This window comes from Ruegeria sp. AL2, assembly GCF_056540845.1.
In genome coordinates this window covers 1-12,361 of sequence record NZ_JBQFXM010000041.1, presented here as the reverse complement: position 1 = coordinate 12,361, position 12,361 = coordinate 1, and the positions used below count along the sequence as shown (strand labels likewise).

Below are 12,361 nucleotides of genomic sequence, written 5' to 3'. Positions count from 1 at the left end.
CGAGCAAAGCCTGACAAGAAAGGCACTCGCGCTCAGTTCGGTACGCCTCTCTCTGCGCCAGCAACACGTTGTTTTTCAACAATATCGGCGGAAAGCGGACTTTCGCAGCGATAGTGGCGTGGCTTGGTTCTGGCTGTCAAAGCGGACCTTCGATTTCGCATCATCTGTGGAAGCGCCTTTCGATCTAAACGATCCAGAGAGTGGCCCTGTCGAAAGCCAAAATGACGATCCAATGCGCCGTGACAGCGTTCGGTGCAGATTTCTTTGATGGCATGTCGAAAAACTGTGCAGACGTTCCGCGGCACATAAAAATAAGCTGATAAAATAGGCATGCTGGTGGCCTGGTGAGATACTTGGTGGCCTTTGAATTGCGATCGATAAAGCTTGGGCTCACTTAGGTGCCTATGAAACAACACCTCACTGTCGTTGTCGTTGAGCGGAATCAAGAACGTGCGTTTGCCATTGTGGATGCCTTAAAGGAGTCCGGAGACGTAGACGTTTTTGTGATTGGCAATGTCTCAGGGCTGGCACGTAAAATTGCAATGCATAGCCCAGACATCGTTCTAATCGACATAGACAATCCATCGCGGGATATGCTGGAGGAGTTGACAGTTGCGTCTGGCCCATTGGACCGACCAGTGGCCATGTTCGTCTCGGGCGCGGCGGGCGGTTTGGCAAAAACCGCCGTTGAGGCGGGGGTGTCGGCCTATGTGGTCGATGGTTTGCAAGCCGAGCGCATCAAACCCGTGATCGATACCGCCATCGCCCGGTTTCAGGTGCTACGTCAGATGCGAACCGAACTGGCCGAAACCCGCCGTGCTCTGGAAGAGCGCAAGCTGATTGACCGCGCCAAGGGCCTGCTGATGAAGGCCAAAGGCATTCAAGAGGACGAGGCCTACGCCTTGCTGCGTAAAACTGCGATGAACCAGAACCGGCGCGTTGCAGACGTGGCCGAGGCCTTGGTGACAGCGTCGGGGTTGCTCTCATGAGGACGGTAACGCTGCCTGTCGCTTACATGCCTTTGGTGGACGCGGCCCCGCTGATTGTCGCGCGCGAGATGGGGTTTGACCATGCAGAAGGGATCTCGCTGGACCTTCGCCCCGCACCATCGTGGTCATCGTTGCGGGATATGCTGGCCTTCGGCCATGTCGACGCAGCCCATCTGTTGTCTCCGGTGCCCGTGGCGATGGCTTTGGGTTTGGGGGGTATCGCAACACCGCTTTCCGCCGTGTCGGTCCTGTCCCTGAATGGCAATGTCATCGGTGTCGGCACCAAATTGGCCAAGCGACTGGCGGATATGGGGTATGAGTTCGATTTTTCAGACGCCCAAGCCGCCGGGGATACATTGGCGCAAGCCGCTGGTGATATTCTTGTCTTTGGCGTTCCATTTCCGTTTGCGATGCATGTTGAACTGCTGCGCTATTGGGTTGCCGGAACGGGTCTAGCTTCAAAAAAGGTCGAAATCCGTACCGTCCCGCCGCCACTGATGGCGCAAGCTCTCGCCAGCGGTGAGATTGACGCGTTCTGCGTAGGTGAGCCGTGGGGATCCTTTTCGGTAGACGATAATGTTGGTGCCTTGCTTCTGCCTGGCCGAGCGATATGGACCTGCGCACCAGAAAAGGTACTGGCCGTCAGAAACGATTGGGCGGAAACTGAACCTCATCTTTTGGGCAGCCTCATGCGGGCGGTTTGGCGGGCGGGTCGGTGGCTGTCCAACCCGGACAGCCGGACCACCGCATCAGAGATGCTATCGCGCAAAACCTACCTCAATGTCTCGCCCGAGTTGGTTGACCGTGCCCTTATGGGTGAGTTCACGATCTCTGCGCGTGGAGAGCAGCGCAAAGTGGAGGGATTTGTCGAGTTCTTTGATGGCGCAGCAACCTTCCCCTGGCGCAGTCAGGCGAAATGGGTTGCGCATCAACTCGCAAAACGAAACGGGTTGGACCCTGCGACGGCTGAACGACAGGCCGCCAAGGTCTTTCGCAGCGATCTCTATCGTCGCGAATTGCAAGGACTGGGTGTTGACACACCAGGCGCATCCGAAAAGCTGGAAGGGGCATTGACCGATTCGACGGCTGTCGCTTCGGCGACGGGCAGCCTGATTCTGCCGCAAAACATGTTTTTTGACCGACGCATTTTCGAGCCGACCGGATAAGGTTGCACAATTTTTTTGCACCGCAGCATTGAATCGCGCTGCACCGCAGAAAATTCCACGCCAAAATGGCGAATTTTGGTGACCACCCGATATGCGGCTGGCTTAATCAGTTCATCGGCAGGCAACGACGCCCACCGAAGGAATTCGCCTAGAACGCTGGGCACCTCACAAGAGCAAAGCCGCTCGACCAACCGCCATTTCCTCCCGGCGGTGTGTGTCGGCGGCTTTTTTGTTTGCCCAATCGAAATGGGCTGAAACGAAAGGGACCGAGATGAAAAAGCTACTTCTGAGCCTCGCTGCGACGACAGCGCTTGTGTCTCCGGCATTGGCCGAGCTGGAGCTTGAAAAAGATGAACTGACTTTCGGCTTTATCAAACTGACTGACATGGCACCGTTGGCGGTGGCTTATGAGAATGGGTATTTTCTGGATGAAGGTCTGTTCGTCACGCTTGAGGCACAGGCCAACTGGAAAGTGCTGCTGGATGGCGTGATCGACGGGCAATTGGACGGTGCGCATATGCTGGCCGGGCAACCTTTGGCCGCAACAATAGGTTACGGCACCGAGGCGCATATCATTACCCCTTTTTCGATGGACTTGAATGGCAACGGTATCACCGTTTCCAATGAGATTTGGGAAGAAATGAAGCCGAATATCCCCGTGATGGACGACGGCCGCCCGCAGCATCCCATCAGCGCCGAGGCATTGGCTCCGGTCGTTGAGAAATACAAATCCGAAGGCAAGCCATTCAATATGGGCATGGTCTTCCCGGTCTCGACCCACAACTACGAACTGCGCTATTGGCTGGCGGCGGGTGGGCTGCACCCGGGCTTCTACAGCCCTGAAAACGTAACCGGTCAGATCGGCGCGGACGTTTTCCTGTCGGTGACGCCTCCGCCGCAGATGCCTGCGACGTTGGAGGCTGGAACAATCTACGGCTATTGCGTCGGTGAGCCGTGGAACCAGCAGGCCGTGTTCAAAGGCATTGGCGTTCCGGTCATCACTGACTATGAGTTGTGGAAAAACAATCCTGAAAAGGTGTTCGGCATTAACGCCGAGTTTGCCGAGGAATATCCAAACACCACTCTGGCTGTGACCAAAGCGTTGATCCGCGCGGCGCAGTGGCTGGATGAGAACGACAACGCCAACCGCCCCGAGGCAGTCGAGATCCTGAGCCGTCCAGAATATGTGGGCGCGGACTATGACGTCATCGCCAACTCGATGACCGGCACATTCGAATACGAAAAAGGTGACAAGCGCGAGGTTCCCGATTTCAACGTGTTCTTCCGCTACAATGCGACCTACCCGTTCTACTCGGACGCTGTTTGGTACCTGACTCAGATGCGCCGTTGGGGTCAGATCGCCGAAGCAAAACCAGACAGCTGGTATGACGAAGTCGCAAAGTCTGTCTACAAGCCCGAAATCTATCTGGAAGCCGCACGCCTGCTTGTCGACGAAGGCCTTGCGAATGAGGCCGACTTTCCTTGGGAGAGCGATGGTTACAAAGCGCCGACCCCGGCCGAGGATATCATCGACGGCATCGCCTATGACGGTCGTACCCCCAACGCCTATCTCGAAAGCCTCTCTATCGGTCTGAAAGACGGTCAGACGATCGTCGATTCGGATGTGCAAGGCTAATCCCGAAAATCCGCGCCCAGCATCTGCTGGGCGCGGCCCAAACAGTGCCCCGCCATCGCAAGGACACATCAGATGACAACGGTCGATCCAGAATTCAATGCAGACGCCGCCCGAGAGGAACGTCGCGCCCGCCTTTTCACCCGCATCAACGCAGCTGACAAGTGGTTTCAGGTGCTGGGCCTCAGCTGGGCCACGCCCGTCCTAAAGGCCGCCGCCGGAGACAACCCACGTGCGCAGATGACCGAAATCTGGCGGTTGCTGATCGTACCCCTGCTGTCGATCTGTGCCTTCCTGCTGCTCTGGGCCACACTGGCCCCCAAGGTGCAGACTTCGCTTGGTGCGGTTCCCGGACCTGCGCAGGTTTGGAGCGAGATGGTCAGCCTGAACGAAGACGCAAAAGCCAAGGCCGCCAAGCGCTCCAAATTCGAAGCGATGGTCGAAAAGCGCAATCAGAAGTTCATCGATGCCGGTCAGCCAGAGAAGGTCAAGGAAGTCGCCTTTACCGGGGCACCTTCGTATTACCAGCAAATCTGGACCTCGATCAAAACGGTGTTTTTCGGCTTTCTGATCGCCACAGTGGTCGCCGTGCCGCTTGGCATTGCCGCTGGTTTGTCCCCGACCGCCAATGCCGCACTGAATCCGCTGATCCAGATCTTCAAACCGGTGTCTCCTCTCGCGTGGTTGCCGATTGTGACCATGATTGTCTCGGCGGTCTACGTCACGAATGACGGCTGGTTTGCGAAATCCTTCCTGATCTCTGCCATCACCGTGACCCTGTGTTCGCTTTGGCCCACGCTGATCAACACCTCTCTGGGTGTGGCATCGATCGACAAAGACTTGGTGAACGTTTCCAAGGTTTTGAAAATGAACACTTATACCAAGATCACCAAGCTGGTGCTGCCCTCGGCCTTGCCGCTGATCTTCACCGGCCTGCGCTTGTCGCTGGGCGTCGGCTGGATGGTTCTGATCGCGGCGGAAATGCTGGCGCAGAACCCCGGCTTGGGCAAGTTTGTCTGGGATGAGTTCCAGAACGGCTCCTCCAGTTCGCTCGCCAAGATCATGGTTGCGGTTTTCACCATCGGCATTATCGGCTTCCTGCTGGATCGGGTGATGTACGCGCTGCAATCCCTGTTTACCTTCACGAACAACCGGTGATCGAGATGAGCATTCTGAGCTTCAAGAACGCCTCGAAATCCTTTGGCGAGGGCACCGCACGCACGGATGTGCTGCAAGGCATCGATCTGGAGGTGCAAGAGGGCGAGTTTCTGGTGATCCTCGGCTTTTCGGGCACCGGCAAGACCACTCTGATAAACCTGATGGCCGGGTTAGACAGCCCGACCACTGGGGAGGTCACGTTCAAAGGTGCCCCGATCAAAGGCCCGGGCCCCGAGCGTGGCGTGATCTTCCAGAATTATTCGCTGATGCCCTGGCTGACGGTCAGCGGCAATGTGGGTCTGGCGGTGGATACGGTCTTTTCTGGCCTCAGCAAGACCGAGAAAGCCGAGAAGGTCGCGCATTATGTGAAGATGGTGGGTCTCAGCCATGCCGCAACGCGCCGCCCGGCGGAACTGTCCGGCGGGATGCGCCAGCGGGTCAACGTGGCGCGCGCCTTGTCGATGAATCCCGAAGTTCTGCTGTTGGATGAGCCTTTATCGGCGCTCGACGCGCTCACCCGCGCCAATCTGGCAGATGAGATCGAACACATCTGGGAGGCCGACAAAAAGACCTGCGTGCTGATCACCAATGACGTTGATGAGGCGATCATTCTGGCCGACCGTATCATCGCTCTGAACCCAGATGGGACTTTGGGGCAGGAGTTTCGAGTGTCGATCCCACGCCCGCGGGATCGGGGTGCGATGAACAACGATGAGACGTTCAAACGTCTCCGCGCTGACGTCACCAAGTATCTGATGGATGTGGGGATCGAGGCCAAGGTCGAAGGCTCTCGTATTCTGCCGGATGTCACCCCGATCCACGGGGTTCCAACGGCGGTGGCAGAGGCGCAAAAGGGGATGATCGAGAACCGCTTCCTCGACTTTTCGCAGCTGCACAAGGTTTATCCGACGCCCAAAGGCCCTTTGACCGTGGTCGAAGATTTCGACCTTAAGATTGACAAGGGTGAGTTCATCTCGCTGATCGGCCATTCCGGCTGCGGCAAGTCCACGGTTTTGACCATGGCGGCAGGTCTGAACGACATCTCCAAGGGCGCGATCAAGCTGGATGGTCGTCACGTTGAAGGGGCCGATCCGGAACGCGCCGTGGTGTTCCAATCGCCCAACCTGTTCCCATGGCTAACCGCCAAGGAAAACGTCGCGATTGGCGTCGACAAGGTCTATCCCAAGGCCAGCATGGCCGAGCGGCAGGACGTGGTGGAGTATTATCTGGAACGTGTCGGACTGGCTGATGCGATGGACAAATCTGCCTCGGATCTCTCGAACGGCATGAAGCAACGCGTCGGCATCGCCCGCGCCTTTGCTCTGTCTCCAAAACTCCTGCTGCTGGATGAGCCCTTTGGGATGCTCGACAGCCTGACCCGCTGGGAATTGCAGGAAGTCCTGATGGAAGTCTGGTCCCGCACCAAGGTCACCGCAATCTGTGTGACCCATGACGTGGATGAGGCGATCCTACTGGCCGACCGAGTGGTGATGATGACCAACGGCCCGCAGGCGACAATCGGCAAGATCACCAAGGTCGACCTGCCGCGCCCGCGTACCCGCAAGGCCCTGTTGAAACATCCGGACTACTACGCCTACCGGCAGGAAGTCCTCGATTTTCTCGAAGAATACGAACACGGCACCAAGCCAAAAACACCCGCCCCAAAGGCGATTGCAGCGGAGTGAAATCATGAAGCAGAGACTTGTTGTCATTGGCGCAGGCATGGCCTCGGGTCGGGTGCTGGAACACCTGACCGACGCCGCGCCGGATGCATTCGACATCACCCTGTTCAACGCCGAGCCGCGCGGGAACTACAACCGCATCATGCTCAGCCCGGTCCTGTCGGGCGAGAAAACCTACGATGAAATCGTCACCCATGATGACACCTGGTATGCCGAGCGCGGAATCTCCTGCCGCTTTGGCGAGAAGGTTGCCAAGATCGACCGTGAGATGAAGGTGGTTGAGGGCGAGAACGGCCACGTTCCATACGACAAGTTGGTGATCGCGACAGGGTCGAACCCGTTCATGATCCCTCTGCCCGGGCATGATCTGGAAGGGGTGATTGCCTATCGTGATCTTGAAGACACGCAGCGGATGATGGGCATGGGGCCCGACAACAAGGTCGTCGTAATTGGAGGCGGTTTGCTGGGGCTTGAGGCGGCTGCGGGCATGGCGGCCCATGGCGTCGACGTCACCGTGGTCCACATCATGGGCCACCTGATGGAACGGCAACTGGACGAGGCCGCAGGCTACTTGCTGAAAAAGTCGTTGGAAGACAAAGGTATCAAGACTTGTCTGCAAGCGAACTCCAAGGAGATTCTAGGGAAGGAAGGTAAGGTCCACGCATTACTGCTGGAGGACGGAACCGAACTGCCCTGTGACCTGCTGGTCATGGCCGTGGGCATCCGTCCCAACACGGCTCTGGCACAAGAGGCGGGGCTGGCCACCGGGCGCGGCATCCATGTGGATGACCAGATGCTGACCTCGGACCCGGATGTCTTTGCGGTGGGCGAATGCGTCGAACATGACGGGGCGGTCTTTGGTCTTGTCGCGCCGCTCTATGATCAGGCGAAGGTCGCCGCGCAGGCGCTGTTGGGCGAAAAGACTGCGTTTGTTCAGAAAACCCTCTCGACCAAGCTGAAAGTCACCGGCTGTGATCTGTTTAGCGCGGGTGATTTCGCGGACGCGCCTGAGCGTGAGGATATCGTGTTCCGCGACCCCTCGCGCGGGGTCTACAAGCGGCTGGTCATCGAAGAGGATCGTCTGGTCGGCGCGGTCATGTATGGCGACACTGCCGATGGCAGTTGGTTCTTCGGTCTGATCAAGGATGGCACCAACATCGACGAAATGCGTGAGACGCTGATTTTTGGGCCCGCCTATCAGGGGGGCGACACCGCGGACCCTCTCTCAGCCGTTGCAGCATTGCCGCCTGAGGCGGAGATTTGCGGCTGCAACGGCGTATGCAAGGGCGAGATTGTTGAGGCGATCAATGCAGGGGCCGGTGATCTGGGTGCTGTGCGCGCCGGCACTAAGGCCAGCGCGTCCTGCGGGACATGCACGGGGCTGGTCGAGCAAGTCTTGCAAGTCACTCTGGGCGACGACTTCCAAATGCCAACGGCGCAACCAATCTGCGGCTGCACCGATCTGACCCATGAAGATGTACGTCGTCTGATCAAGGGGCAGGAGTTTAAAAGCCAGGCCGCCGTCTGGCAAGAGCTGGGCTGGACCACGCCCAACGGCTGCCATGTCTGCCGTCCCGCGATCAACTACTATCTTCTGGCCGATTGGCCGCTGGAATACCAAGACGACCCGCAAAGCCGGTTCGTGAACGAACGCAAACACGCCAATATCCAAAAGGACGGCACGTTCAGCGTTGTTCCGCGCATGTGGGGAGGCATCACCACCCCCGAAGAATTGCGCGCCATTGCCGATGCGGCAGACAAATACGATGTGCCGACGGTGAAGGTCACGGGCGGTCAGCGTATCGACCTTCTGGGCGTGAAGGGCGAGGATCTGCCCGCCATCTGGTCGGATCTGAACCAGGCTGGTCTGGTCTCTGGCCACGCCTATTCCAAGGGCCTGCGCACGGTCAAAACCTGTGTCGGCACCGATCATTGCAGGTTTGGAACACAAGACAGCACGGGTCTCGGCATCAAGCTTGAGAAAATCCTGTGGGGGTCGTGGACTCCGCACAAGCTGAAACTGGCGGTGTCAGGTTGCCCGCGCAACTGCGCCGAGGCGACCTGCAAGGATATCGGTGTGGTCTGCGTGGACTCAGGGTATCAGATCAGCATCGGCGGTGCCGCCGGTATGGACGTCAAAGAGACTGAATTGCTCTGTCAGGTCCCAACCGAAGACGAAGCGATTGAAGTCGTGATGGCCGTCACCCAAGCCTATCGCGAAGGCGGCAAGTATCTGGACCGTTTGTATAAATGGCTGGGCAAAGTGGGCATGGACTGGGTCAAAGCTCAGGTCGTGGAGGACCGGGAAAACCGTGCCGCTCTGGTCGAACGGTTCGAGCTGTCTCAAAGCATCTACCGTAAGGACCCGTGGGCGGAACACGTCAAGGACAAGGCGCAGACCTATGCGCCGATCGCAGATTTCACACTGGAGGCCGCAGAATGAGCTGGATCGACATCGGACATATCGACGACATCCCACTGCGTGGCGCGCGTTTGGTGAAAACGCATATCGGCTGCATCGCGGTCTTCCGCACCGCCGAAGCCGAAATCTTCGCTGCCACCAACAGCTGCCCACACAAAGGTGGGCCGTTGTCCGAGGGCATCGTGCATGGGCAATCCGTGACTTGTCCCCTGCACAACTGGGTGTTTGACCTGAACACTGGCGAAGCCCAAGGCACAGATGATGGGCGGATTGCAACGTATTCGGTGCGTATCGAAGACGGTCGCATCCTGCTGGACGACAGCGCGGTGACCCGTCGGAGCGCAGCTTGATGGACGGCACCGGCTTACCAGAGGTTCGTTCGACTTGCGCCTATTGTGGTGTAGGTTGCGGCGTTCTGCTTCGACCTGATGGTGCAGGGGGGCTGACCGTGGAAGGCGATCCCGACCATCCAGCGAACTTCGGTCGCCTGTGTTTAAAGGGTTTGTCACTGAGTGATACGGTTGGGTTGGACAACCGCCTGTTGGCCCCGCGTGTGTTTGGACAGGATGCAGAATGGCACGATGCGCTGCAACTGGTTGCAGATCGGTTTTCGTCAACGATTGCCGAACATGGTTCCGACAGTGTCGCATTCTACGTCTCGGGGCAGTTGCTGACCGAGGACTACTATGTCGCCAACAAGCTGATGAAAGGTTTCATTGGGTCGGCGAACATCGACACCAACTCGAGGCTATGTATGGCTTCAACCGTGGCAGGGCACAAACGCGCCTTTGGCACCGATACGGTGCCCGGAACCTACGAGGATCTGGATCAGGCTGATCTGGTTGTCCTGGTTGGCTCGAACCTCGCTTGGTGCCATCCCGTTCTTTATCAGCGCGTCATTGCCGCACGGCGTAAGCGTGGCACGAAGATTGTGGTTATTGACCCACGTCGAACCGCGAGCTGCGATCAGGCCGATCTACATCTGGCGTTGCAACCCGGCAGCGACGTCGCTCTGTTCAACCGCCTGCTGCGCAGCATTCACAAGACGGGGCACGTTGCCGCAGATTTTCTGGATCGCAGCGTTGGATTCTCGGAAGCCCTCGAGCTGGCACAGCTTGACGATCCTGATGAGACGGGGCTTACCTCAGATGAGATTGAAGCCTTTTGCGATCTGTGGATTGGCACCGAGCGCGTTGTCACAATCTTCAGTCAGGGCGTCAATCAATCCTCTAGCGGAACCGACAAGGTCAACGCGATCCTGAACTGCCATCTGGCCAGTGGTCGGATCGGGCGCCCAGGAATGGGGCCATTTTCGGTAACCGGTCAACCAAATGCCATGGGTGGTCGAGAGGTGGGCGGCCTAGCCAATATGCTAGCCTGCCATTTGGATATCGAAAACGATGCCCACCGCGCAGCAGTCCGGAAATTCTGGAACGCACCGAAGATGGCGCAGAAGCACGGTCTCAAAGCTGTCGACATGTTTCGCGCCGTCGAAGATGGCCAGATCAAAGCACTATGGATCATCCACACCAATCCAGCAGTCACAATGCCGGACGCCGATCGAGTCAAGGCGGCGATCAAAAACTGCCCCTTCACCGTAGTAAGCGATCTGACGGCCCAAACAGACACTGCGCGCTTAGCAGACGTTTTGCTTCCAGCCGCAGGATGGGGCGAAAAAAGCGGCACTGTAACCAACTCTGACCGCACGATCAGCAGGCAACGTGGTGTTCTGACCCCTCCGGGACAGGCACGCGCGGATTGGGATATCTTGGCCGATGTGGGTCGCCGTATGGGTTGGACAGAGGCTTTCAGTTATGAATCTCCGGCGCAGATTTTTCGAGAATATGCGGACATGTCCTCGCTTGCCGTTTTATTAGGTAAAGACTTTGAGATTGCTAGGTTTTCGGACATCAGCGACGAAGACTATGATGCCATGTGCCCGACACGGTGGCCAACGACATCGCCGAAAGCTGACGGTCGTTTCTTCGGTGACGGGAAGTTTTTTCATACTGACGGCAAGGCGCGGTTTGTGCCGGTCATCCATCGAACGCCCAGGGCAGAGCCATCAGAACGCTACCCTTTCCTGTTGAACACAGGGAGAAATCGGGATCAGTGGCACACCATGACCCGATCCGGTTTGTCGCCTCGCTTATCGGCGCACCTGGCCGAGCCCTATTTGGAAATGAACCCGAAGGACGTCGATCAGCTGGGGTTCTATCCCGCCGATTTGGTCGAAGTTAGCAGCTCAGTCGGAAGCGGCATTTTTCGGCTTCGCATCACTGAAGCTATTGCGCCTGGAAATGTGTTCGCGCCCATTCACTGGACTGGAGAAACGGCCCCGGCCGCCCGTGTAAACGCCATAGTTCCCAGCGTTACTGATCCGATTTCCGGACAACCGGAGAGCAAGTCAACAGCGGTATCTGTACGACGTATGCATGCTGCATGGTACGGTTTCGCCGTTTCAATTGAACCAGTGTTGCCTAGGGCGGACTATTGGGCAGCTGCAAAAACAAGCAACGGCTACAGAATGGAGCTAGCTGGGAAGCAGATCGTAGAAGACTGGGAAAAGACTGCGCGCGATTGGTTCGGGTTGCCGGATGCAACGGTGACTTCAGTACAAGATTCCAAACGCGGTTCGTACCGAATTGCGCTCTCAGACGGGCGGCAAATTTTGGCAGCGCTCTTTGTTTCTCGCCAACCGACAACACTTATGCGAGATTATTTGGCGGCTTTGCCTGAGGTTGCGCCCCAGCAAATTCTCTCTGGTCGGTCATCTGCTGATTCCGACGACTGCGGACCAATCGTCTGCTCGTGTTTCGAGGTCGGTCTAAACACCATCATCCGCGCTATACACGACAGGCGATTGACCGATGTTGATAGTGTCGGAGATGCTCTTCAGGCTGGAACGAATTGCGGGTCCTGCCGGCCAGAATTGGCTGATTTGGTCGCAAAACATTCGAAATTGATCCTCCACAAAACGAAGAACTGTCCGCAAGAACAAACAGCTTAGTCTCAGGATCGCATTGAACATGACTGCGGCCCGCGTTAGAGATCTAAACAGGTGTCCAAGTTTTGCGTTTCCCCGAATGTCTCATGTGATGTGTGCCACAACAGCTAGATTGACCGAAGCCGAATGACGGTTATCTGCCGTCCTTTTGCAGGCCAACGGCGGCAATCAGTGCTTCGAAGTCACTCGTGCAAGATGCAGAAAAGGCAGCTGAGGGCTTATTTTGTTGAAAAACTCGGGCTTGATCGGTTGGTAAGTTGCTGATTCAATTCTTCCTAAAGGGAGGGATCAGCCATGATGGGAC

9 protein-coding genes are annotated in these 12,361 nt (G+C 57.3%); all 9 read left to right on the top strand.

The genetic code is table 11. The features are described 5' to 3' along the window. A partial coding sequence (locus ACR0ID_RS19900) for a hypothetical protein (protein WP_480608241.1) occupies positions 1 to 268 on the top strand: 268 nt, incomplete at its 5' end. 136 nt (positions 269 to 404) lie between these two features. Beyond that, on the top strand, positions 405 to 989 hold the full coding sequence (locus ACR0ID_RS19895) for an ANTAR domain-containing response regulator (RefSeq protein WP_480448382.1): 585 nt from the start codon (positions 405 to 407) through the stop codon (positions 987 to 989). Continuing rightward, positions 986 to 2,155, top strand: coding sequence for a CmpA/NrtA family ABC transporter substrate-binding protein (locus tag ACR0ID_RS19890; RefSeq protein ID WP_480608238.1), 1,170 nt, complete (start codon positions 986 to 988; stop codon positions 2,153 to 2,155). The genes ACR0ID_RS19895 and ACR0ID_RS19890 overlap by 4 nt, the downstream gene beginning before the upstream one ends. A gap of 271 nt (positions 2,156 to 2,426) precedes the next feature. Beyond that, positions 2,427 to 3,791, top strand: a complete 1,365-nt coding sequence (locus ACR0ID_RS19885; RefSeq protein WP_480608235.1) for a CmpA/NrtA family ABC transporter substrate-binding protein — start codon at positions 2,427 to 2,429, stop codon at positions 3,789 to 3,791. Positions 3,792 to 3,863: 72 nt separating this feature from the next. Beyond that, positions 3,864 to 4,946 carry an ABC transporter permease gene (locus ACR0ID_RS19880; RefSeq protein WP_480608232.1) on the top strand — a complete coding sequence of 361 codons (1,083 nt, stop codon included), beginning with the start codon at positions 3,864 to 3,866 and terminating at the stop codon, positions 4,944 to 4,946. Between the two features lie 5 nt (positions 4,947 to 4,951). After that, positions 4,952 to 6,631 (top strand): ABC transporter ATP-binding protein, encoded by a 1,680-nt coding sequence (locus ACR0ID_RS19875; RefSeq protein WP_480608229.1) that lies wholly within the window; start codon positions 4,952 to 4,954, stop codon positions 6,629 to 6,631. Between the two features lie 4 nt (positions 6,632 to 6,635). Beyond that, a complete protein-coding gene (nirB, locus tag ACR0ID_RS19870; RefSeq protein ID WP_480608226.1) occupies positions 6,636 to 9,071 on the top strand; it encodes a nitrite reductase large subunit NirB in 2,436 nt (811 codons plus the stop codon). After that, the gene (nirD, locus tag ACR0ID_RS19865; protein WP_480448388.1) at positions 9,068 to 9,400 is read left to right on the top strand and encodes a nitrite reductase small subunit NirD; all 333 of its coding nucleotides are present in this window, start codon (positions 9,068 to 9,070) and stop codon (positions 9,398 to 9,400) included. Before nirB ends, nirD begins: the two co-directional genes overlap by 4 nt. Then, positions 9,400 to 12,060, top strand: coding sequence for a molybdopterin-dependent oxidoreductase (locus tag ACR0ID_RS19860; RefSeq protein WP_480608223.1), 2,661 nt, complete (start codon positions 9,400 to 9,402; stop codon positions 12,058 to 12,060). Before nirD ends, ACR0ID_RS19860 begins: the two co-directional genes overlap by 1 nt. Positions 12,061 to 12,361: the final 301 nt, after the last annotated feature.

Bases quoted from the DNA above. Each gene is read 5' to 3' on its own strand.
- ACR0ID_RS19860 (WP_480608223.1), top strand. From the start codon at position 9,400: ATGGACGGCACCGGCTTACCAGAGGTTCGTTCGACTTGCGCCTATTGT.
- ACR0ID_RS19875 (WP_480608229.1), top strand. From the start codon at position 4,952: ATGAGCATTCTGAGCTTCAAGAACGCCTCGAAATCCTTTGGCGAGGGC.
- nirD (WP_480448388.1), top strand. From the start codon at position 9,068: ATGAGCTGGATCGACATCGGACATATCGACGACATCCCACTGCGTGGC.
- nirB (WP_480608226.1), top strand. From the start codon at position 6,636: ATGAAGCAGAGACTTGTTGTCATTGGCGCAGGCATGGCCTCGGGTCGG.
- ACR0ID_RS19895 (WP_480448382.1), top strand. From the start codon at position 405: ATGAAACAACACCTCACTGTCGTTGTCGTTGAGCGGAATCAAGAACGT.
- ACR0ID_RS19880 (WP_480608232.1), top strand. From the start codon at position 3,864: ATGACAACGGTCGATCCAGAATTCAATGCAGACGCCGCCCGAGAGGAA.
- ACR0ID_RS19890 (WP_480608238.1), top strand. From the start codon at position 986: ATGAGGACGGTAACGCTGCCTGTCGCTTACATGCCTTTGGTGGACGCG.
- ACR0ID_RS19885 (WP_480608235.1), top strand. From the start codon at position 2,427: ATGAAAAAGCTACTTCTGAGCCTCGCTGCGACGACAGCGCTTGTGTCT.